The 21696-nt window shown below is 56.8% G+C and carries 18 protein-coding genes; 3 read left to right on the forward strand and 15 right to left on the reverse strand.

Features of this window, described 5'->3' with window-relative positions; all coding sequences use genetic code 11:
* The first annotated feature begins 29 nt into the window (after positions 1–29).
* Positions 30–656, forward strand: coding sequence for a response regulator (locus tag ACG1VR_RS12860; RefSeq protein ID WP_395488986.1), 627 nt, complete (start codon positions 30–32; stop codon positions 654–656).
* Between the two features lie 7 nt (positions 657–663).
* Here the strand turns inward: ACG1VR_RS12860 and ACG1VR_RS12865 are convergent, their stop codons facing one another.
* The 5 genes from ACG1VR_RS12865 to ACG1VR_RS12885 form a co-directional block, all read right to left on the reverse strand.
* Positions 664–1680, reverse strand: a complete 1017-nt coding sequence (locus ACG1VR_RS12865; RefSeq protein WP_016536223.1) for a fimbrial protein — start codon at positions 1678–1680, stop codon at positions 664–666.
* A gap of 15 nt (positions 1681–1695) precedes the next feature.
* Positions 1696–2721: a fimbrial protein gene (locus tag ACG1VR_RS12870; RefSeq protein ID WP_395488987.1), complete on the reverse strand. Its 1026-nt coding sequence runs from the start codon at positions 2719–2721 to the stop codon at positions 1696–1698.
* Between the two features lie 25 nt (positions 2722–2746).
* On the reverse strand, positions 2747–5281 hold the full coding sequence (locus ACG1VR_RS12875) for a fimbria/pilus outer membrane usher protein (protein ID WP_395488988.1): 2535 nt from the start codon (positions 5279–5281) through the stop codon (positions 2747–2749).
* 26 nt (positions 5282–5307) lie between these two features.
* Positions 5308–5991, reverse strand: a complete 684-nt coding sequence (locus tag ACG1VR_RS12880; protein ID WP_395488989.1) for a fimbria/pilus periplasmic chaperone — start codon at positions 5989–5991, stop codon at positions 5308–5310.
* A gap of 68 nt (positions 5992–6059) precedes the next feature.
* A complete protein-coding gene (locus tag ACG1VR_RS12885) occupies positions 6060–6587 on the reverse strand; it encodes a fimbrial protein (protein ID WP_395488990.1) in 528 nt (175 codons plus the stop codon).
* A gap of 550 nt (positions 6588–7137) precedes the next feature.
* Between ACG1VR_RS12885 and ACG1VR_RS12890 the strand changes: the two genes are divergently transcribed.
* Positions 7138–7761 (forward strand): response regulator, encoded by a 624-nt coding sequence (locus ACG1VR_RS12890; protein ID WP_172570117.1) that lies wholly within the window; start codon positions 7138–7140, stop codon positions 7759–7761.
* Between the two features lie 4 nt (positions 7762–7765).
* The gene (locus ACG1VR_RS12895; RefSeq protein ID WP_395488991.1) at positions 7766–11053 is read left to right on the forward strand and encodes a response regulator; all 3288 of its coding nucleotides are present in this window, start codon (positions 7766–7768) and stop codon (positions 11051–11053) included.
* On the opposite strand, the gene ACG1VR_RS12900 is transcribed toward ACG1VR_RS12895, so the two are convergent.
* The 10 genes from ACG1VR_RS12900 to ACG1VR_RS12945 form a co-directional block, all read right to left on the reverse strand.
* Complete coding sequence (locus ACG1VR_RS12900) at positions 11043–11285, reverse strand: DUF2164 domain-containing protein (protein WP_016536215.1); 243 nt, start codon at positions 11283–11285, stop codon at positions 11043–11045. The two genes, ACG1VR_RS12895 and ACG1VR_RS12900, sit on opposite strands and share 11 nt — an antisense overlap.
* The gene (locus ACG1VR_RS12905) at positions 11285–11869 is read right to left on the reverse strand and encodes a flavin reductase family protein (protein ID WP_395488992.1); all 585 of its coding nucleotides are present in this window, start codon (positions 11867–11869) and stop codon (positions 11285–11287) included. The genes ACG1VR_RS12900 and ACG1VR_RS12905 overlap by 1 nt, the downstream gene beginning before the upstream one ends.
* A 55-nt stretch (positions 11870–11924) precedes the next feature.
* On the reverse strand, positions 11925–12320 hold the full coding sequence (gene arnF / locus ACG1VR_RS12910; RefSeq protein WP_016536213.1) for a 4-amino-4-deoxy-L-arabinose-phosphoundecaprenol flippase subunit ArnF: 396 nt from the start codon (positions 12318–12320) through the stop codon (positions 11925–11927).
* A complete protein-coding gene (gene arnE / locus ACG1VR_RS12915) occupies positions 12320–12643 on the reverse strand; it encodes a 4-amino-4-deoxy-L-arabinose-phosphoundecaprenol flippase subunit ArnE (protein WP_016536212.1) in 324 nt (107 codons plus the stop codon). The genes arnF and arnE overlap by 1 nt, the downstream gene beginning before the upstream one ends.
* Positions 12640–14301, reverse strand: a complete 1662-nt coding sequence (gene arnT / locus ACG1VR_RS12920; protein WP_395488993.1) for a lipid IV(A) 4-amino-4-deoxy-L-arabinosyltransferase — start codon at positions 14299–14301, stop codon at positions 12640–12642. The genes arnE and arnT overlap by 4 nt, the downstream gene beginning before the upstream one ends.
* A gap of 4 nt (positions 14302–14305) precedes the next feature.
* Positions 14306–15202 carry a 4-deoxy-4-formamido-L-arabinose-phosphoundecaprenol deformylase gene (arnD, locus tag ACG1VR_RS12925; RefSeq protein ID WP_016536210.1) on the reverse strand — a complete coding sequence of 299 codons (897 nt, stop codon included), beginning with the start codon at positions 15200–15202 and terminating at the stop codon, positions 14306–14308.
* A complete protein-coding gene (arnA, locus tag ACG1VR_RS12930; protein WP_395488994.1) occupies positions 15199–17181 on the reverse strand; it encodes a bifunctional UDP-4-amino-4-deoxy-L-arabinose formyltransferase/UDP-glucuronic acid oxidase ArnA in 1983 nt (660 codons plus the stop codon). Before arnA ends, arnD begins: the two co-directional genes overlap by 4 nt.
* Positions 17181–18161, reverse strand: coding sequence for an undecaprenyl-phosphate 4-deoxy-4-formamido-L-arabinose transferase (gene arnC, locus ACG1VR_RS12935; protein ID WP_016536208.1), 981 nt, complete (start codon positions 18159–18161; stop codon positions 17181–17183). Before arnC ends, arnA begins: the two co-directional genes overlap by 1 nt.
* A 1-nt stretch (position 18162) precedes the next feature.
* Entirely contained in the window at positions 18163–19302 is a 1140-nt protein-coding gene (gene arnB, locus ACG1VR_RS12940) for a UDP-4-amino-4-deoxy-L-arabinose aminotransferase (RefSeq protein WP_016536207.1), read from the reverse strand.
* Positions 19303–19669: 367 nt separating this feature from the next.
* Positions 19670–21634 carry a U32 family peptidase gene (locus ACG1VR_RS12945; protein WP_016536206.1) on the reverse strand — a complete coding sequence of 655 codons (1965 nt, stop codon included), beginning with the start codon at positions 21632–21634 and terminating at the stop codon, positions 19670–19672.
* Positions 21635–21696: the final 62 nt, after the last annotated feature.

The raw sequence follows: 21696 nt of genomic DNA on the forward strand, positions 1-21696 counted from the left end.
TTGATACCTAACCTTCGGGCCGCCCTTTTATGAGTAAGATTTATATCGTCGACGATCATCCTGTTTCGCAGCTTGCCGTCAAAGTGGTGGCGGCGAATAACGGCTACGAAGTGGTTGGCATCAGCGATAACGGCCGCGACGCGATTAACGCCCTGAGCGGTAACGCCGGAGTCGATCTGGTGGTTATCGACATCGAAATCCCGCCGCCTAACGGCCTGGACGTGATTAAACGACTGCGCCAGCAGGGATTTAACGGCGGCATTCTGGTTCTCACGGGCCATAACGATAGCCACTTTGTGGATCGCGCCCGCCGCGCCGGAGCAAACGGGTTTATCAGCAAGAATAACCATCTCGATCAGCTGGTTGACGCCTTCAAAGCTATTATCAGCGGCTACGAGTTCTTCCCTCAGCGGCCGCAGGCGGTGAATACATCGGCCGGAGCACAATCTGAAAGCGAGCTGCTCGGTACGCTGTCCAACCGCGAGCTTGAAGTGCTGGGTCTTATCTCTCGCGGCGAGATGCTGATTGATATCGCCGCGCAATTGCACGTCAGCAATAAATCCATCAGCACCTATAAACGCCGCATTATGGCCAAGCTCGGCTTCAGCAAAACGCTGGAGATGATCGAGTTCGCCAAACGCAATAATCTCGCCTGAGCCGCGCTTACTGATAAGTCATAGTGAAGGTGGCGTTCGCGTCGGCTCTGCCCGGCGTGACCTTCGCCCCGGTCTGGTAATAACGCGCCGCAAGCGGGAGCGAATAAGCGCCATCGACGCTGGTGGTGGCAATGCTCATCATCGTACCCAGCTCAAGCGGCGTGTCGTTATACAGCACCTGGATACCCACTCCGGTAGCCGTTTGTCCCGCCTGAGCCGCATCCAGATTAAGAATACCCAGGCTGCTGTTCTGCGCCCCGCCGCTTCCCGGCGCAAGCGTCAGCTTTATCTTCGTTTCGGCATCGCAGTTCAGCTTGATGGCAAAATCGGCGTCGCCGCTGGTGCTGCCCGGCCCGGAGAAATCGGTATTTTTCGCCTTGCCCATTCTCACGGTAATCGAGCTGTTCAGCACCGAACAGGCTACGGTTTGCACGCTTCCGCTACCTATGCGGTAGTCCATGATATTGGTTTCACCCACCACCAGTGCCTGAGTGATGGAGCCAATAGTAATAGGGCCTGAGCCGGTAACCGGGGCAATTTTTACCAGCTGTAGCCGGTAGTTGCCCCAGGTTCCGCCGCACAGACGCCACCAGGTGCCGGACCAGGTACAGGAAGTGTTGGAGATCTGACGCGGCAAAGGCCCGGTGCCGTAGCGCCAGGTCGTTGATCCCGCCCCGCTGGTCACCACGCGAAACGCCAGACCCGGCACCCCGGACTGATAAAGTGTCTGACCGTTATAGTTCACCGGCATAAATCCCCCGTTGCCCAGCGCCCAGCGGGTGACAAATCCTGGACTGTCGCACTGAATAAAGCTGTCGCGACTGCCGAGACGGGTATCAATGGCCGTCGCCACCACGCTGCCAACGGGCGCATCCCGCTGCACCACAACATGCCCGAAATCGAGCGTAACCGAATCATTGGCGCTGAAGCGGCCGTCCATAAAGGTGCAGCTTGCCTGGACGCTTTTTTCCGCCCCAAGCAGCAATACGCCGCCCCAGATAACTTTGCTGAATAATGTTTTCATATTTGCGGCCTGGCTCTACTGATATGTCAGCGTAAAAGTGGCGTTAGCGTTGGCTATTCCCGGCGTAACGGCGGGCTGCGTCTGGTAATAGCGAGCCTTGAGTGGAATAGCATAAGTGCCGTCTGCCGCCGTAGTGGCAACCGCAATTCTGCTGTTCAGAGCAAGGGGCGCGTTGTTATACATAACCTGCACGCCAACGCCGCTGGCGGTTTTCCCCGCGCCAGCATTGTCGATATTAAGAATGCCCTTAGCCGCATCCGCCGCGCCCGCATTGCCCGGCGCAAGGGTCAGGTTAATTTTGGTGGAGGCATCGCAGTTTAGATCGATGGAGAAGTCTGCCTCGCCGCTGGTACTACCGGGGGTGCCGAAGTCGGTGTTTTTCGCTTTGCCCATCGTCACGCTGATATTGCTGTTGCTTACCGAGCAGGCAACCGTCTGAATTACACCGCTGCCGATGGTGTAATCAATAACATTGGTGTCGCCCACCACCAGCGCCTGAACAATCGACCCCGCTGTCATCGGCCCGGACCCCGTTACCGGGGAAATTTTGACCAGTTGAAGGCTCATCCCGCCCCATGTGCCGCCGCACAGACGCCACCAGTTCCCGCCCGTCAAACAAGATACGTTCGTAATCTGCCGCGGCAGCGGGCCGGTACCGTAGCGCCCGGCAGTAGAGCCCGCTCCTGATGTCACAATACGAAATGCCAGCCCCGGTACGCCTGACTGGTACAGAGTTTGTCCACCATAAGCTACCGGTGCAAATCCTGGCCCTACTGCCCATTGGGTGGTAAAGCCGCTGGCGTTGCATTGCAGAAAATTATTACGCCCGCCGAGCGTAGAGTCACCGAGCCTTGCTACGACCGTGCCCACCGGCGTATCCCGCTGGACGACTATCGTGCCCCAGTCCAGCGCAACCGAGTCGTTAGGCCCGAAGCGGCCGTCCATAAACGTGCAGGTTGCCAGCGCGCCTTTTGAGGCAACCAGCAGCAGCGCGCAGGCGAGCAGGCGCGGGCGAAATGCTTTTTTAATTAATCTGTTCATCGTTATCTCTTATACGAAGCCGCGCTTAGCGACACTGTGCGTCAAGGGAGGCAATAGCCGCTGTCGCCTCGTCATGATTAAGGCTGTAGCTGACCCGGCACCGGCTATCTGCTCCTTTGCCCCACTGCACCAGCAGCGTGCCTTTAGGCTGTAAACCGGCGAGATAGACCTGGCCGCCGTCGCCGACAATACCGCTACCGCCGCTGCGCTCGGCTTCATTGGCGACCGTTGCGCCAAACGGGACGGCTTTGCCGTTCGCGCGAATCAGGGTCATCAACACGCGCAGGCCGACCTGGGCGCGGTAATCGGCGCGCACCACGGCTCCGCGAGTGGGGACTACGCTGCGGTTGGTTTGCTCAAGATCGACGTTTTCTTTCAGGCTTTCAGTACTCAGCGTGACGTCGTTATGGCGGTACGGCATTAAGTTCGGCACCAGGGCGTAGCCGCGATAGTCGGTTTTCACGCCGGTCTGGTTATTCACCGCCACGCCGGAAGCCCCCGGCACTTTGACCAGGCCAAATGTTTCGCCAAGCTGCTGCCCGGCAGTGACTCCGTCCGCATGTGCCACAATTGAACCCTGCACGCCGTAGTTCAGGTTGCGCTGCCCGCTGGCGTAGCTGTAGCCGCCGTTAACTTCCCCGTAGGTGCCGCGATAGTTAAGGCTGGTGTAGCCTGAATTTTCGCGCTCGCGCGAGGCATAGCCCTGGGTCACGTTCCAGTTAAGGTTATTACCTTCCAATGCGGTGCCGTTCAGGCCGACGGTATTCACCGTGCCGCGGGACTTGCTGCTGCTAATGCCGTAGCTGGCGTAGCTGTTGCTCAGCCAGCGGCCAAGCGGCAGGCTGATATTCAGCGAGACAACCTGGTCGCGATCGTAGGTTTTGCCGTACTCCGTCGCCGCTCCGGCCTGGGAGGTATTGCGATTCAGGGCGTAGTTGAGGCTATAGCTGACGCCGTTCCAGCTGTTGTTGTAGCCCACGCTCCAGGAGGAGGTTTTGCGTGCGCCATTCCAGTAATCCTCGCTAATCGCACCGACGGATAAATAGCCGCGTTCGTCACCGAGATCCTGGCTCAGCGTCAGTTCCGCCCGGTTACGTTTTCTGTCGTTTCTCAGGGTGTAGGGATTATCACGATAGGTTTCCAGCACGTCCGACAGAGAAGCAAAGCCCTCGGTGGAGTAACGATAACCGGCAATGGCGACGTGGGTTCCCGTCTCGGCGAGGCTTTTACTGTAGCGCACGCGCCACGACTGCCCCTGGCTGGCTTCCTGCTCCTTCGGCTGGCCCCAGGATTGCGTTACGTCGGCGGAAATAGCGCCGATAACGCCGAGGTTCTGCCCGACGCCTGCGGCAAACGAGCGGTAATGCTCAGCCAGCTGCGCGCCGCCGTATATCGTCATGCCTTTGCCGACGCCATAAATTGCGGTGCCCTGCCCAAACATGGTTTTTTCAACGCTGCTGTCGTAGGTGCGATACTGGCCGCCGGTCAGGCTAAAACGCAGCCGCCCTTCGCGCTGCAATACCGGCAAGGAGGCAAAAGGCACCACCATGCTCTGCTCGCTACCGTCCGCTTCTTTTACCGTGACGTACAGGTCGCCGCTGCCCCCGGTCGGGAACATATCGGTAATTTCGAACGGGCCTGCCGGCACCGTGGTCTGGTAAATGACATACCCGTTCTGGCGAATGATAACCTGCGCGCTGTTGCTCCGTGCGATGCCGCGCACCACCGGGGCATAACCGCGCTGGCTTTCCGGCAGCATTTCGTCATCGGAAGCCAGCTGTGCGCCGCGAAACGGCACGCTGTCGAATACGTCCGACGGCACGAGGCTTTCGCCCAGCGTAAGCTGGCTTTTGAACGGCACGATACTGCGCTGGGCATAGCTGTAAACCGTGCTCCATTTATCATTTTCGCCGTTGCTGCGTGACCAGGTTGAGTAGTTGCGCAGGCGCCACGGGCCAAGGTTAATACCCGGCCTCAGGTTCAGATACTGGCTACCGCCCGAACCGCCGCGCTGGCCTTCCAGCTCGCTCATGCCGCTAAAGCTGTAGTTCAGCAGGGCAGCATTAATCCCCTCATCCCACTGCGAAGGCGGGACATAACCGCGAATGCGCGGGCTAACTGCCGCCTGAGGAATAGAAAGGTCAAGGCGCTGGGCGCTGAAAACGAACTCGGCGCTGCCTTCGGGAATGGCCGCAAGCGAAGCGCAGTTTTCACCCGCCACTTGCAGTTCTGGATATAAATCCACGCGCACGCCGTACTGCGCCAGATCGGCCACGGTCAGGCACGGCTGCAGACCCTTATCTGCGGTCTGGAAAAACGTTACCGCCTTGCTGTCTACCTGCTCGCCGTTGAGGTAGATGTCCACCGGGTAGCTGCCCGGAAGCTGGCCGCCGTTTTCAAACGCCGAGAGATCGGGTGCGGTGCCGCCTTCGCCAGTGTGCTGAAGCAGCGCGGGATTAAAGTAATCCTTTGCCTCAGCCGCAAGCGAAGACATGAGCAGTGCGATAGTGGTAGCCAGTAAGGTTGGCCGCGTTTTTCCGGAGCAAGCAAAAAAGGGCATAATTTTATTCCAGCGGATTCGATTCTTTAAAGAGAGGCTTTGTGGAGTGCGCCAACGGCGCCGTAGTCGCTGATGACTTTCCATTCAACCTGGCTGCCGCGCGCGTCTGCCGGCAGTTCAATACGGGCCGAGGAGCGTGGCGCAACGTAAGTGGCCTTGTCGAGCTGACGGCCGCCGATGCTGACCGACTGGAAATTGATGTAATAAGGCGTCGGGTTGGTTACGGACAGGGCCTGGCCCTGGCGCGCCCATTTAAGCTGGCCGCTGGCGTTTTCCGGCGTTTCGCCCTTCAGCGCCGCCGGGCGATAAATCAGCTTGATGCGGGTATTAATTGCCAGCTGTAAGGTGTTTTCAGCCGCCGAAGCATCGGTCGCCGGAATAGACTTTATGTTCAGCCAGAACAGCGTTTCACGATCCGCTGGCAAACCGGCACCGGCCTGCATGATACGCAGGGTGTTCTTTTGTTTGGCGTCGAGGCGGAACAGCGGCGGCGTGACGATAAAGCTGCGCTTATCGCTATTGCCCGCTTCGTTTTCCACCCACGACTGAATCAGGTACGGAGAGGCGTCCGGGTTGTCGATACCGATTGCCGCTTCTTTTTTCTCACCGTCGTAAATAACTCGCGTGCCGCCAACGACAACGCCAGCGTGAGCAATACCGCTTCCTGCGAGTAAGCCTGCTAACAGCAGAGAAGAGAGTTTTGTCTTCACAATAGAGACTCCAGAGAGAGGGAAAAAAAGCCGACCCGCAGGCCGGCTGGAGTAATTGCTTAGAGCAATCAGTTGTAAACCACGCTGAACGTTGCGGTGGCGTTGGCCGGACCTGCGGTCACGGTTGCCGCTTTAGCCACATAGGCCGCGTTGAATTTCAGCGTGTTGGTGCCTGTCTGAGCCAGTGCGATGCTCTGGGAAGGCGTGAACAGCGGCAGCACGGAGTTGTCCGCATTGCGGATCTGAATGCCTACGCCGGTAGCTGCGCCCGGATCCTGGGTCAGCGCCAGCGCGGAGTTGTCGCCCTGATATGCTGTACCGTCGAACTTCACGGTTGCGCTGGTGACGGTCGCCGGGCAGCTGGTCACGTCAATCTGGAAGGCCGTTGCGCCAGCGGTGTCGCCCTGCGCGGCAAACGCTTTATCGCTTACCTGACCCAGAGTAACGGTCTGGCTGGCGCTTGCCGGAGAGACGGTGCAGGCTGCATCGATGATTTTACCGTTAAACTGAATGGTGCCGTCGGCTGCGTTAGCCGTTGAAACTGCCGCACCGCTGATAACGGAAAGTAATGCCAGAGCGTGTAATTGCTTTTTCATAAAACATGATTCCTGTGAATAAATGAAGTTCAACGCCGGACACCGTATTAACCTTCCTGCATAACCGTATTGGTTTATGAAAGATGCGCATTCAAAACTTTTCTTTAAAGAAAAGGCAGTGAGTTACCGGTCATTCCTGTAGTTAATTAGCAAAGCGGGTCACGCTGCGAACATCAATTAACACCAAGTAAGTATAAAAGGTTAATCAATCATTATTCCGCGCTACATGAACCAGTCGCAAATCCTTTGCGGTAAGTTTGGTAAATATACGCTCCGATATATTCCCGCCTTGTGGAACTCACTATACGCCCACCAAATAATTAAACATTCAGAATGGCGTCAGAGCATTGTCATCAAAGTCATCAATTTCTGTCAGCCCAGGACTACAAACACACCTTGCTGAGCCGCAACAGCCCCGCACCCAGCGCGAATGGCGGGCAGCATAACAATCGACAAAGGATGACAAGAAAAGTATGCATTATTTTATCAGTTGATATAAACGGCCATTTTATGTCAGCCTTTATAAAGAAAACAAACTCGAGGAAGAATAATGGCGACCCTGTTGATAATAGACGACCATCCGATGGCGCGTCTGGCTATTCGCATGCTGCTGGAAAAAGACGGTCATCAAATCCTTGCCGAATCCGGCGACGGCTCGGAGGCATTTAAATTAATTCAAAAATTAAACCCCGAAATTGTCGTCGTGGATTTAGATATTCCCGGATTGAGCGGCGTGGAATTAATAGAAAAATTAAGAAACCACGACTTCTCCGGCCGGTTATTAGTGCTAACCGGGCGCGATGATGAGCATTATTTAAGCCGCTGCATGAACAGCGGCGCGGATGGTTTTGTCGGCAAGGGTAATAATCTGGACGAATTACAGGATGCGGTACGTGCCGTAGAGCGCGGCTATGGTTACTTTCCGCTACGCCGCCAGGCCAGCGCGAAAAACACCCGACCTGCGAGCGAAGTTGAGGCCGTAAAAAGACTGTCCAACCGCGAGCTACAGGTGCTTTGTTACCTGAGCCGGGGAGTAAAAATCATGGATATCTCCGACAAAATGCACATCAGTAACAAAACGGTCAGCACCTATAAAACCCGCATCATGACCAAGCTTCAGGTCAGCAGCACCCTCGAGCTGATTGATTTTGCCCGCCGCCACAGCCTGGATTAAACAGATGTTCAATTTTTTTCTCCTGCTGCTTAGCTTGTTAATCCTCCCTCCGGCGCAGGCCGAACGCTCCGCAGAACCGGAGCGCCTGCATATCCTGAGCCGTGAAAGCTACCAGCCCAAAGCCTTTACCCTCGACGACAAGGACTGGCGCTGGCTGGGGAACAAGCGCGAGCTGCACGTTGCGGTCTGGCAGCCCGAAATCCCACCGCTTTACCTGTATACGGGAAACAGTCGCTATGAGGGGATGATAGCCGACTACATCCACCTGATAGCGCAATACCTGGGTCTGCGCGTCAACGTGCAGATGTTTGCCGACCGCGAGGCGGCGCTAAGCGCGCTGGCGCAGCACAAAGTAGATATGGTGGCCGACCCTTCGGGTAAAGTGCTGCCTCAGCATTCAAAGTTTGCCACATCCGGCAACTTTATTAGCGACCACCCGGTACTGGTTCACAGAAAAAGCAGCAATGTCGCGCCCTTCCGCTACCGGCCGGGCATGCGGCTGGCGATTGCCCGCTGGTACGTGGACGACAGCTGGATAGAGCAAAATTTTCCCGGCGTGACCATCCGCCATTTTTCTACCGACGAACAGGCCATGGCCTCGGTTGCCTTTGAGGAAAATGATTTTTACATCGGCAACCTGGTGACCACCTCCTATTTGCTCGAGCGTAATTACTCGCATTTCCTCGCTTTTCAGCGGGTCTATCCCGAGCGGGAAACCGGCAGTCATTTTGTATTGCGTAGCGAAGATCTGCCGCTGATGCGGGCGGTGAATCGTGCCCTCGAGTCCATTCCACGCATTCAGCATCAGGTGATCCTCCAGCAGTGGAGCGAGCGGGCTAACCTCTGGCGCGTCAGCAAGCAGGTTGAATTTTCCGGGGCGGAAAAGAAATGGCTGGCGCGGCACCCGACGGTAAAAGTGTCGGTAAACGCTTTCTATGCGCCCTTTACCATGATCGATGCCAACGGCAATTTTTATGGCGTGACGGATGATATTTTACGGCTGATTCGGCTGCGCACCGGCCTGCATTTTGAGCCGGTTTCGGCGGATTCCGTCAGCGCGATGGAGCACCAGCTTACGGATAAAAAGGCGATGTTTATCGGCGCGGTCAGCCACAGCGAAGAGCGGAACCAGAACCTGCTGTTTTCTCGTGCTTATTTCACATCGCCATTCGTGATGGTTCAGGCAAAGGAAAAAAACTACGCCTCCCCGCTTCCGGCAGGCACCCGCGTTGCCATCGTCAGCAAAAACAGCCTGATCCCGGAACTGCAACAGCTTAATCCCGGTATTCGCCTTATCGAAACCGCCAATGCCAGCATTGCTATGCAAATGGTCGATGACGGCAAGGCCGATATTGCCATTCACTCGCTGTTTGGCGCCAGCTACATGATTGACCGCTACTTCCGCGACAGACTGAAGATTGGCGGGCGCGTTGGCGGCCAGACGGCGGGGATCTCTTTCGCCGTCTCCCGCGATCAGCCGGAGCTGCTCAGCATTCTGAATAAATCGCTGGAGAATATCTCCCCCGCCGACATCAATAGCATCATCAACAAATGGCAAACCCGACCGGACGTTCGGCTGGATACGTGGGAGTTGTATAAAACCCAGTTCTGGCTGGTGCTTAGCGTAGCGGGCATCTTGATCCTGACTTCGCTTATTTGGGTCTATTACCTGCATCGCGAAGTTCGGGCGCGCCTGCTGGCGCAGCAGAAATTGCAGGCTCAGCTGGAGTACAACGAAACCCTGACCCTGGCGCTCTCGGAAGAGCGCGAGCGTGCCGAGCAGGCAAACCGGGCGAAGAGCACTTTTCTGGCGACCATGAGCCATGAAATCCGCACCCCGGTCAGCGCGATTATTGGCCTGCTGGAGCTGGCGGTAAAAGCCAACGGCAAGCTGCCGGAGGAAGAAGATCCGATTCACGTAGCCTGGGAGTCTGCCCGCACCCTGATGGGGCTAATCGGCGATATTCTCGATATGGCGAGGATTGAGTCAGGCCGCCTGGAACTGGCACCGGAGTGGGTAAGAACTACCGACCTGCTGCCGCCGGTAGTGCGCGTGTTCGAAGGGCTGGCGCGGCAAAAAAGCCTGCGGCTGCGCTGCATTTTATCCCCGCCTCTGCCTTACCAGGTGTATATCGATCCGCTGCGTTTTCGCCAGGTGCTTTCGAACCTGGTAAGCAACGCGATTAAATTCACCGACCGGGGCTGCGTTAACGTTGATATCGCGGCGCTGGAGAGCGGCCCGGCAGACAGAGTGCTGCTGAAGATAAGCGTAGTAGATAGCGGGAGAGGCATCACCGCCGAGGAGCAGGAAAATATTTTCTCCCCGTGGGTGCAGGCTAAGAACGGGCGCGGGCAAAGCGGCTCCGGGCTTGGGCTGGCGATTTGCGCCCAGCTGGTGCAGATGATGGGCGGCAATATTTCGATGAAAAGCCTCCACGGACACGGAACCGAAGTCAGTTTTACCGTACCCGTGGCGCAAAGCCAACGGCGGCCTGAGCAGACGCAGTCCGAGAGTCACCAGCAGGCGGTGCGCCATTATCCGCTGAGTATTCTGGCGGTCGACGACCACCCTGCTAACCGGCTGCTGCTACGCAGCCAACTGGCTCACCTCGGCCACCGGGTCACCGAGGCTCGCGACGGCGAAGAGGCCTGGGCGCTGTGGCAGGAAAATGCCTTCGACGTGGTGATAACCGATTGCAGCATGCCGGGGATGGACGGCCCGGCGCTGACCCGGCTTATTCGCCAGCACCAGGCCGCGCCGGTGATTATTCTCGGACTGACGGCCAACGCCTGGCCGGAGGAGCGCACCCGCTGCATGTTGGCGGGTATGGATGACTGCCTGTTTAAGCCGCTCCAGCTCCCGCAGCTGGAGGCGATTCTCGCCGGCGTGATGAACAGCAAACAGGAAGCACAGGCGGAGCCGGTAAGCCTTGAAAAACTGGTCAACATCGAAAAACTTCAGGCCATGAGCAGCCACGACGGCGGCATGCTGAAAGAGCTGCTGAGCCTGACGCTGCAAAGCAACGAGGAGGATTTGACCCTTGCCGAAGATCTGCTGAACCTACAGGACTGGCCCGAGCTGGCCTCCTGCGTGCATCGCATTTCCGGGGCGGTACAAATATGCGGGGCGGAACGGGCCGAAGCCGCCTGCCGTAAACTGGAGCTGGCCTGCCGCGAAGCCGTGGTAGATGAAGTAGAAATCGAAGATTTATGGCTACAGTGCGCCTGCGCCGTGGGGCAATTTAACCAGGCGATAAACGCCTGGTTAGCAAAGGAGCAGGCTAGTCGATGACCTTCTCTAAATCGAGCAGCTCTTCCAGCGTCAGCATATTGCTTTGCGCCACGGCCAGAGCGTCGTCCAGCCCTTTGTTATAGAGAGCCGGAGCCATTTTCTTCACCAGTTCATCGAGGAAAAATTCGGCCTCAAACTGCCCGAGCTGGAGGTCGTGTTTGTCCTCCAGCCAGTCGGTAATAAAGTCCCGCAATTTGCGGTAGTCGTCGGCGGGAAGCTCAATCTTTTTCATTATGCCTCCACGTTTGGCACAACCAGCGGCTCGCCGATAGCGTAAAAGTGGCCGCCCGCGATGTAGTGCAGGCTGCGGAACGCCGGGTCGGCGGTTTCAAATGACCAGCGGCCATTCTGGAATACGCGGTCGTCCGCCCATGCGCTAATAATTTCGCCGATAAACAGGTCGTGCGCCTGGTGGTTATGCGGTTCAGGGATCAGTTTGCAGACCATCCAGGCGGTGCAGCCCGCCACCAGCGGCGCGCTGTGCCCTGGAGCATGAAACAGCTCAACGCCCGCCTGTTGCAGTTTGTCGGGCATCTCTTTCAGGCTGTGGGTGCCGAGAAAGTGGGTCATGTTCAGTTGGGCAGCACACGGCACCTGAATCACAAAGGTGCCGCTGCTTTCAATTAACGTGCGAGTGACGGTGCTTTTATCCAGCACCACCATCAGTTTTGAAGGGGTAAAATCCAGCGCACAGGCCCAGGCTGCGGTCATTACGTCGTCCACGCCATTGTGATGGGCGGAGACCAGAACGGTTGGGCCGTGGTTGATCAGGCGGTAAGACTTTTCTAACGGCACTTCAATGATATGTGGGTTCATATACTGCATCCGGTATTCATCTGATTGCCTTCAGTTTGCCTGAACATTTAGCGCATTACTTTTCCTTTTTGTGGCGCAAATTATGCGGCAGGCAAATCAGTACCAGACCGAAGAAAATCGCCGCCACGCCGATTAGCTTTTCAGGGCTGAACGCCTCATTCAGCCACGGCAGATTGATGGCGGAAACCCACACCAGAACGTAGCTGAGGCTAAGCAGCGGATAAGCTTTGCTGAGCGGAATACGCCGCAGCGCCAGATACCAGCAGCCCATCGAGAACGCATAAGCCGCCAGCCCGCACAACAACGCAAACAGCGCGTAGCCGCCGGAAAGTACCGCCCAGGCAAAGTCGAGACTTAAAGAAGCGGCGGGAAACTGAATCATTGCCCACTTCATGGCGAGCTGCGCCCCGCTCACCAGCAGTACGCTCATTAACGCCCAGATATAACCCATCAGGCGTGTCCTCCGAGAGCGATGATGCCGAGCATAATCAGCACCACGCCTATCCAGTGGTGCGTCGAAACTTTTTCTTTCCAGATCCAGCGCGCCGCCAGGGTGACAAAGATAAAGTTCAGGCTCAGCATCGGGTAAGCGATGCTGACTTCAACATGTTGCAGGACCAACAGCCAGACCAGCATCCCCAGCCCGAGCAGCACAATGCTCAGCCCGAGCCAGGTCAGCAGGTGCCGACGCCCTTCACCCTGCGCGGCCTGCTTCTGGCACAGCTGGCCGCCGCAGCTAAGCAGGCTGGCCAGAATAATCAGCGCGATATTCATGGCTGCTCATCGTACTCGAGCAACACGAAGCGGCCGCTGTTTGCACGGTGGTCAGGCGTTGGCAATTTGAGGTCGCTCAGGTCGCTATTGTTAGACAGCAGCAATAGCAGTGAAACTTTGCCCTCTTTGCGGTGCTCGGCCAGCCAGTCGTTGAAATCTTCGTAGCTGACAAAACGCCCTTTGCCTTCCGGGTAGTCAAGGCCGTAGCTTACCTCGCCGCGCTGCCCGTAAAGGTTGATGTCGCTGCGCTTCATCTCCCAGGCAATACCCGCCCCGATGCCGACGTTGTTGGTAAAGATATAGCGGCTGTCTTCCAGCTGGGCGTGCATCTGGTGAATAAACGCCTGAGGCTGTTTAGAATTAACCACTTTAGAGGGAATAACCGCGCCCACCAGCAGCGCCAGGCCCAGCGGACAAAGGGCCGCCCAGAACCAACGTTGTGAGCTGTTGTTAAGGGTAAACAGGCCTACCCCTCCCCAAACCGCGAACGCCAGACAGCCGAGCACCACTTTCAGGGTTTCGTTGGCGGCAAACACGGGGTGTTTAGCCAGGCCCCACGGCGCAAGCACGAAGCCGACGATAATCACGCAGATCAGGCCGAACAGCATGTTGATCCAGCCGTTGATACGCAGCACCTTCGACCCCGTACGAGCCAGCTGCACGGCGTGGCGAGCCATCAGGATAGCCAGCGGCGCAAAACACGGCAGGATATAGGTCGGCAGCTTGCCTTTGGCGATGCTGAAGAACAGCAGCGGCATAATCACCCAGCCCAGCAGGTAGAACGCCCCGCTCTGCTCGTTTCGTTCCTGCCAGCCGCGCTTTAAAGCACCCGGCAGCAATGCAAGCCACGGCAGGCTTCCGGCAATCAGGAACGGAATGTAATACCAGAACGGCGCTTTGTGCTGGGCGTCTTTCTCGGCGAAACGCTGAATATGCTCCACCCAGAAGAAGTAGTTCCAGAAGTCCGGCTCGGCTTTGGCGATCGCCAGCGCCCACGGCAGCGTGATAAGTATCGCGCTCAGTACCGCCAGCGGCCCGAACAGCAGCACTTCTTTCCAGCGTTTTTGCGCAATGACCCAAGGCAGCACGCCGATCACCGGCACCGCAAGCGCCAGAAAACCTTTGGTCATCACGCCCATGCCGCAGGCCATGCCAAGCAGCACATAACCGCCAATTCTGCCGCCGGTGGTTTTCGCCGTACTCGCCAGCCAGAAGCTGCACATAGCCGCCGTCAGCCACAGGGTTATCATCGGGTCGAGCACCGAATAGGTGCCGATGCCGTAAACCAGCAGGCAGGTAAGGAAAATCACGCCGGAGAGTACGGCAACGGTTTTGTCACGCCACAGGCGGAACGCCAGCCAGACGGTCAGCAACGCGCTCAGGGTAACCGAGAAGACCGAGCCAAAACGCACCCCAAAATTGTTATGACCGAAGATCAGCTGGCTAATGTTATTGATCCAGTAGCCCGCAACCGGCTTTTCGAAATAACGCAGGTCGAGAAAATGTGGGACGATCCAGTTACCGGAGAACAACATTTCGCGGCTGATTTCCGCGTAACGCGTCTCATCCGGCTGCCACAGAGCACGAAACTCCAGCGGCACCAGGTAAAGTAAGGCAAAACAGACCAGCAGGGTCATTCCATATTTTGCTGATTTCATCGGTTCAAGACTCTATAAGTTGTTGGCAACCCAGCCAGCCTTCCCGGCCTGGGATTGTCCCGCGCACAATTTTGCCTTTCGGCAGCGTGGATAAATCGTCCGGCAGCAGCTCGCTTAGCGGGCAGAACTGCACCCCTTCGGCGGCGGCCATCGCCAGCAATTCACTAAAGGATTCTCGCATCACCATGCCCTCAACTTCAGCATGAATGGTGTAAACCGGTGTACCGCTATCCTGATGAATTTTATCCAGAATATAGCGATTAAAGTTTTCTTTATTAACCTCAGTCCCGATAACCTCGTCCCAGGTCGGCAGCGTGACGGGGATTTGCACCGCCGCCTGCTTGCCGTTTGCCAGCACCGGAATAAACGGCGCGGTACCGCGGCAGTCGCTGTTGTACTGGAACGGGAAAGCGGATTTGGCCTGCACTACGCGCTGGTCGGCACGCCAGCCTGCGACAGCCGAGCAGCTTACCGGCTGGCCGATGATTTTCTGCAACGCTTCAAGCCCGAGGCGGATCTGCTGTTCGAGCTTTTCACGCTCCCAGACGCCCGCCCAGGCCTGCCAGGCATGGTGGTCCCAGGCGTGAAGGCCAACTTCATGGTGGTCAGCCGCTGCGGCAATCACCGCGGCATTACCGGCGCCGATATTGCGCCCCGGCCATGCGGTGCCCGCCAGCAGAATGTCCCAGCCGTAGAGCGATGCCGCATTGGAGCGCAGCATCTTCCACAGGAACTTAGGCTTGATCAGGCGCCACAGGTGGCGCCCCATGTTGTCTGGCCCAACGCTGAAGAAAAAAGTTGCCTGAGTCGAGTGTAAACTTAGCGTCTCCAGAAGGTTTGGCACCCCTTCTCGGGTGCCTCGCCAGGTGTCGACATCAATGCGCAGGCCGACTTTTCTCATGAAGCAGGGTCCGTGAGTTCAACGGTTTTCAGGAAGAAGTCCAGCGTTTCGTCGATGGTTTTCTCCATATGAACTTCCGGAGTCCAGCTCAGCAGGCGCTGCGCGTTGCGGATGCTCGGCTTACGGTGCTCAACGTCCTGGTAGCCTTTGCCGTAATAGGCGCTACTTTCCACTTCGCGGAAACCGGCAAACGGCGGGAACTGGCTACGCAGCGGGTGGCGTTCGAAGCTTTCCAGCAGCATTTCTGCCAGCTGTTTGATGCTTGCTTCGTTGTCCGGGTTACCGATGTTGATAATCTGGCCGTCACAGTTGCTGTTTTTGTTCTCGATGATGCGGAACAGCGCTTCAATGCCGTCGCCGATATCGGTGAAGCAGCGCTTCTGCTTGCCGCCGTCGATAAGCTTGATAGGCGAACCTTCAACCAGGTTAAGGATCAGCTGAGTGATGGCGCGGGAGCTGCCGATACGCGCGGCGTTCAGGTTGTCCAGGCGCGGCCCCATCCAGTTGAACGGACGGAACAGCGTGAAGCGCAGCCCTTCTTTCTCGCCGTATGCCCAGATTACGCGGTCCAGCAGCTGTTTGGACACCGAGTAAATCCAGCGCTGTTTGTTGATTGGGCCAACGATCAGCGGGGAGTTATCTTCGTCAAACGAGGCATCGGTACACATGCCGTACACTTCGGAAGTTGACGGGAAGATAATGCGTTTTTTGTATTTCACGCAGTCGCGGATGATTTTCAGGTTCTCTTCGAAGTCCAGTTCGAATACGCGCAGCGGGTTGCGGGTGTATTCGATAGGCGTTGCGATAGCAACCAGCGGCAGAACCACGTCGCATTTCTTAATGTGGTATTCGATCCACTCGGAGTGAATGCTGATATCCCCTTCCACAAAGTGGAAGCGCTCGTTGCCGATAAAGCGGGAGATAGCGTCGGAACCGATGTCGAGGCCGAAGATTTCGAAGTTGTCATCACGCAGCAGGCGCTCGGTCAGGTGGTTACCGATAAAGCCGTTCACGCCGAGGATCAGCACGCGGGTGCGGCGTTTAATCGCCGATACCGGTTTGCTGCTGAGGATAGCGCCGTTCACCAGGCCCAGGGACTGAGCCAGCTGGGAGCCCTGCATGTAAACGCCGTTTTCGGCCTGGCCGGTCACGATTTCCAGCGCGCCGGTGCCGCAGGCAATAACCAGCGGGCTAACGGAGAGCACGGTCCCTGCTTTAGCGCCGTTATTGCTGTCCAGCACGCGGCTTTTCCAGACGATAAACTTGCTGCCGCCCACGTAGCTGAACGCGCCCGGCCACGGCTCGGTTACCGCACGGACCAGGTTGTTGGCTTCGGCAGCGCTGCCTTCCCAGCTGATAGCGCCGTCTTTTGGAGAACGGCCACCAAAATAGGTTGCCTGGCTGTCGTCCTGTGCGGTCTGCGGGAAGTGGCCGGTTTTGATAATCGGCAGCGCGCTGGCCAGCAGGGATTTTGCAGTTTCGCAAAGCTTGTGGTGCAGGGTCAGAGCGGTATCTTCTGCGGCAATCGCCACGCGTTCCTGAGCAACAATGTCACCTGCGTCAGCGCGTTTTACCATGCGGTGCAGGGTAACGCCGGTTTCGGTTTCACCTTTCACCAGCACCCAGTTCAGCGGCGCGCGGCCACGGAATTTAGGCAGCAGGGAGCCGTGCAGGTTGAATGCGCCTACGGATGCGCTGTTGATGATCTCTTCGCTCAGCAGATTGCGATAGTAGAAAGAGAAAATCACTTCCGGCTGGGCTTCTTTGATACGGTCAACCCAAAGCGGGTGGTTAACGTCTTCCGGCGCAAAAACCGGGATACCGAATTCTGCCGCAGTGCGGGCAACGGAACCAAAGAAGTTATTCTCAGCCGCGTTATCCGGGTGAGTATAAATTGCCGCGATGTCATAGCCAGCTTCAACAAGGGCACGAACGCCCACACAGCCCATATCGTGATAGGCAAAAACAACTGCTTTCATTATTGATTTTCCTCTGAAGATAATGCGGTTTCACTGCTAACTACGCGTTGAATAAAGTAACGAGGGCGCGCGCGCACGTCGTTATAGATACGGCCGATGTACTCACCCAGCAGCCCCATACCGATAAACTGAGCGCCAATGAAGGTGAACAGTACGGCGAAGAGCATAAACACCCCATCCGCAGCCCACTGCGGGCCAAGGGCAAGACGCAGCACCACCAGCAGCACCGCGAGGCCGAAACCGGACAGCGCGATAATGCTGCCCACTACGCTCAGCAAACGCAGCGGCGTGGTGGTCAGGCAGGTGATCAGGTCATACATCAGGTTGATAAGGCGCATAAAGCTGTACTTCGAGTCACCGAACTGGCGCTCGTCGTGGTGCACCGGGATTTCTATCGCCCGGCGGGCAAAGGTGTTCGCCAGGATAGGGATAAAGGTGCTGCGCTCGTGGCAGTGCAGCATCGCGTCGATAATGTGGCGGCGGTAGGCGCGCAACATACAGCCGTAGTCGCCCATCGCTTTGCCGGTGGTGCGCTGGATCAGGTGGTTGATCATTTTAGATGCGCGCTTGCGAAACCAGCTGTCCTGGCGGTTCTGGCGCACGGTGCCGACAACGTCATAGCCTTCGTCGGCCTTCTCAACCAGGCGAGGGATCTCTTCCGGCGGGTTTTGCAGGTCGGCGTCCAGCGTGACGATAAGGTCGCCGGTAACGTGGCTAAAGCCCGCCATAATCGCCGAATGCTGGCCGTAGTTACGGTTCAACAGTACTGCCACAATGTGGCTGTCCGGCGCTTCTGCCGCGCGGGTCAGCATCGCGGCGGAGTCGTCGCTGCTGCCGTCATCGACCAGCAGAATTTCATAATCACGGTTGAGCTTCTGGCAAGCCTCCGAGGTACGACGCAGCAGTTCAGGCAGGCTGTCCTGTTCGTTGTAGACCGGGATTACGATGGATACTTTCTTGATTGGAGCCGGGGTCATCATCTTAAAGTCCTGCTATTTCACGTAATGCGGCGATCACTCGCGTGGTGTCGTCATCAGTCATGGTCGGGAACAGCGGGATCGAACAGATCCTGTCGCTGTTCCACTCGCTGTTCGGCAGTTGAAGCTGCGGGTAGCGTTCGCGGTAATATTTTTGCGTATGGGCAGCGCGGAAATGCAGGCCGGTGCCGATGCCGCGCTGTTTCAGGGCGTCCATCAGGCCGCTGCGGGAAATACCGCAGGCCGCTTCATCAACGCGGATAATAAACAGATGCCAGGCGTGGCGATGCTGCCACTCAGGCACGGAAAGCGGCAGGAACGGCGTGTCGGCCAGCTCTTTGAGATAGCGCTGGGCAATCTCATGACGACGGGCATTCAGCTCTTTCAGCTTGCCTAACTGCACCAGCGCGATGGCCGCGTTGATGTCCGCCAGGTTGTATTTATAGCCTGGAGAGATAACTTCCGCCTGTGGCGCACGGCCATGAGTCTGGCGGTCGAACGCATCCACGCCCAGCCCGTGGAACTTCAGGCTGCGGATACGGTTGGCAAATTCGTCGTTGTCGGTAACGATCAGGCCGCCTTCCGCGCAGGTCATGTTTTTAATCGCATGGAACGAGAATATAGCGGTGCCCTGAGAGCCGACGTGTTTGCCTTTATATTCGGTACCAGCCGCGTGAGCAGCATCTTCGATAACCGGAATGCCGTGGCGTTCGCCAATCGCGCGGATAGCGTCGATATCGGCAGGCGCGCCCGCGTAGTGAACCGGGACGATGGCTTTAGTACGCGGCGTAATAGCGGCTTCGATTGCTTCCGGGGTGACCATTAACGTGTCTCTGTCCACGTCAATCATCACCGGCTCTGCGCCGAGTAACACAATCATATTCAGCGTGGAAACCCACGTCAGAGAAGGAGTGATAACCTCATCGCCAGGCTGGAGCCCCAGAGCCATCAGGGTGACGTGCATCCCGCCGGTCGCGGAGCTGACCGCAATCGCATGCTTATTGCCGGTTAGCTCACAAAATGCCTGTTCAAGCGCCTGGTTCTTTGGCCCGGTGGTTATCCAGCCGGAAAGCAAGACCTCAGATACCGCTGCAATTTCCTCCGCGCCTAACGCCGGACGTGAAAAAGGCAGAAAATCACTCATTACGTGGATTCCTTATTAAATCGCTGAACGCCAAAAGCTGACGGGATAATGAAGCAGGCTGTTTAAATAAAAGCACAACATTAGAAGAGTACGCCCTGTTTAGCTAAACGGGTAATCAATAGAAAGAATTTAACAAAGAAATCTTAGAACAGTATTAAGAAAATGAGATATAACGAAAAATCGTGAAGTTGAGCCTTGCACGACGCAAAGCGTCTAAATCCGCCGTGGATTGCCCGAAATTTAAGTTCTATTGAGCTATTGTTTAATTGGGTAATAATTTAGCCCGTCACTAAATATATTTAAATTAATGCAGATTGATTAAAAAAAAACCGCTCACGGAGAGCGGTTTGAAATATTCAGGTAATGATTAACGTTTTGCCTTGCCCGGCAGCGTTTTCATTAACTCATCCGGGCTGATGGAGGCGACTACGCTTCCCGGCAGCGGCATTTTCAGAATGTGGTTTTTCATCTTGCCAATGACGTGCATTTCGCACGGACGGCAGTCAAATTTCAGGGTCAGCACTTCGTCACCGTGCACCAGCTGCATCGGGGTTGCCTTCCAGCTCTTGATGTTCCCCTTCGCCTGTTTTGGGCACAGGTTAAAGGCGAAGCGCAGGCAGTGTTTGGTTATCATCACCGGGACTTCGCCCTTCTCTTCGTGCGCCTCGTAGGCGGCGTCAATCAGCTGCACGCCATAGCGGTGATAGAACTCACGCGCCTTATGATTATAGACGTTTGCCAGGAAGCTGAGGTGGCTGTCCGGGTAGACCGGCGGCGGAACGCTAACCGGTTTGCGGCTGCCGCGCTTATAGCTTTGCAGACGCGCTTCGGTTAGCTGCTCGATAGCATCGCGGCGCAGCTGGTTGAGCTGGGCGTTCGGCACAAACAGCGCTTCGGCCAGCATAATGTTCACCGCGCGGGAAGAATACATGGTCTGCCCAAGTTTGGTGAGGCCGTCACGCAGGCTGTCGAAGGCTTTCTGCGGATTATTGGCAACGTCAAACTGGCCGTCGAGGGTTTGCGTAACGCTGACGCCCTCTTCGCTGGTTACCTTCATCACCAGCTGCTGCTGGTGACCGCTCAGTTCAATATCCACCGCCACGCGACGTTCGCTGGAGGTTTTCAGCAGCGCCTGCTGCCAGTTATGGTCAAGGTTGCGGTTGAGCGGATGATTTGCACGCAGCTTTTTCAGCATATCCGGCATTTCATTTGGCCAGATGCGGTACTGATTTTTACCGGTTTTTTCCACCGTATTGGCGCGGAAACCGACAATTTCACGCTTGATAAGCACGTTCAGGCCGTCGCCGTTGGTTAACGTGTCGGTGGTGTTAACGTCGAGGTGATCTTTGCTGACCTTAAGCACTTCGCCCACCGGCAGGCCCACGAACTTCGGCGAGTCGAACGCGCCGATGTCGATTTTACGCTCGTTAACAAAGTAATCGGTGCTGCCGCGGTGGAAAGTCTTGTCCGGCGACGGAATAAAGTAGTGGGAGGTCACGCCCGCAGAGGCGCGGGTCAGGTCGCTGCGCCCTTCCATCAGCTCGTCGAGCAGTTGGCGATAATAAGCGGTGATGTTTTTCACGTAGCTCATATCTTTGTAGCGGCCTTCAATCTTGAAGGAGCGCACGCCCGCGTCCACCAGCGCCGCAAGGTTGGCGCTCTGGTCGTTGTCTTTCATCGACAGCAGGTGTTTTTCGTAAGCCACCACGCGGCCCTGGTCATCTTTCAGGGTGTACGGCAGGCGGCAGGCCTGAGAACAGTCGCCGCGGTTCGCGCTGCGCCCCGTCTGGGCATGGGAAATATTACACTGCCCGGAATACGCCACGCACAGCGCACCGTGGATAAAGAATTCAATCGTCGCGTCAACATCCTGGTGGATAGCGGCAATTTGTTGCAGGTTCAGCTCGCGCGCCAGCACGATTTGCGAGAAGCCCGCATCGGAGAGAAACTTCGCTTTTTCCACGCTGCGAATGTCACACTGGGTACTGGCGTGCAGCTCAATCGGCGGCAAGTCCATTTCCAGCACGCCCATATCCTGAACGATAAGCGCATCAATACCGGCCTCGTAGAGGTCAATAATCATCGAGCGCGCAGGCTCCAGCTCGTCGTCATGCAGAATGGTGTTCAGAGTGACAAAGATCTTCGCCCCATAACGGTGGGCAAACGGCACCAGTTCAGCCAGGTCTTGCAGGCTGTTCCCCGCGTTGTGGCGTGCGCCAAAGCCAGGCCCGCCGATATAAACCGCATCCGCGCCATGAAGAATGGCTTCGCGGGCGATGGCGGTATCACGGGCAGGGCTGAGTAATTCAAGTTGATTCGCGTGCAGGCGCATAGTTTGTCGTGTTCTGTAATAGTCGAAAGGCGGGTATTGTAGTCACTTCCCCGGCGCAAGAA

Origin of the sequence: Cedecea davisae (genome assembly GCF_044095835.1) — a bacterium.
Classification (GTDB): domain Bacteria; phylum Pseudomonadota; class Gammaproteobacteria; order Enterobacterales; family Enterobacteriaceae; genus Cedecea; species Cedecea davisae.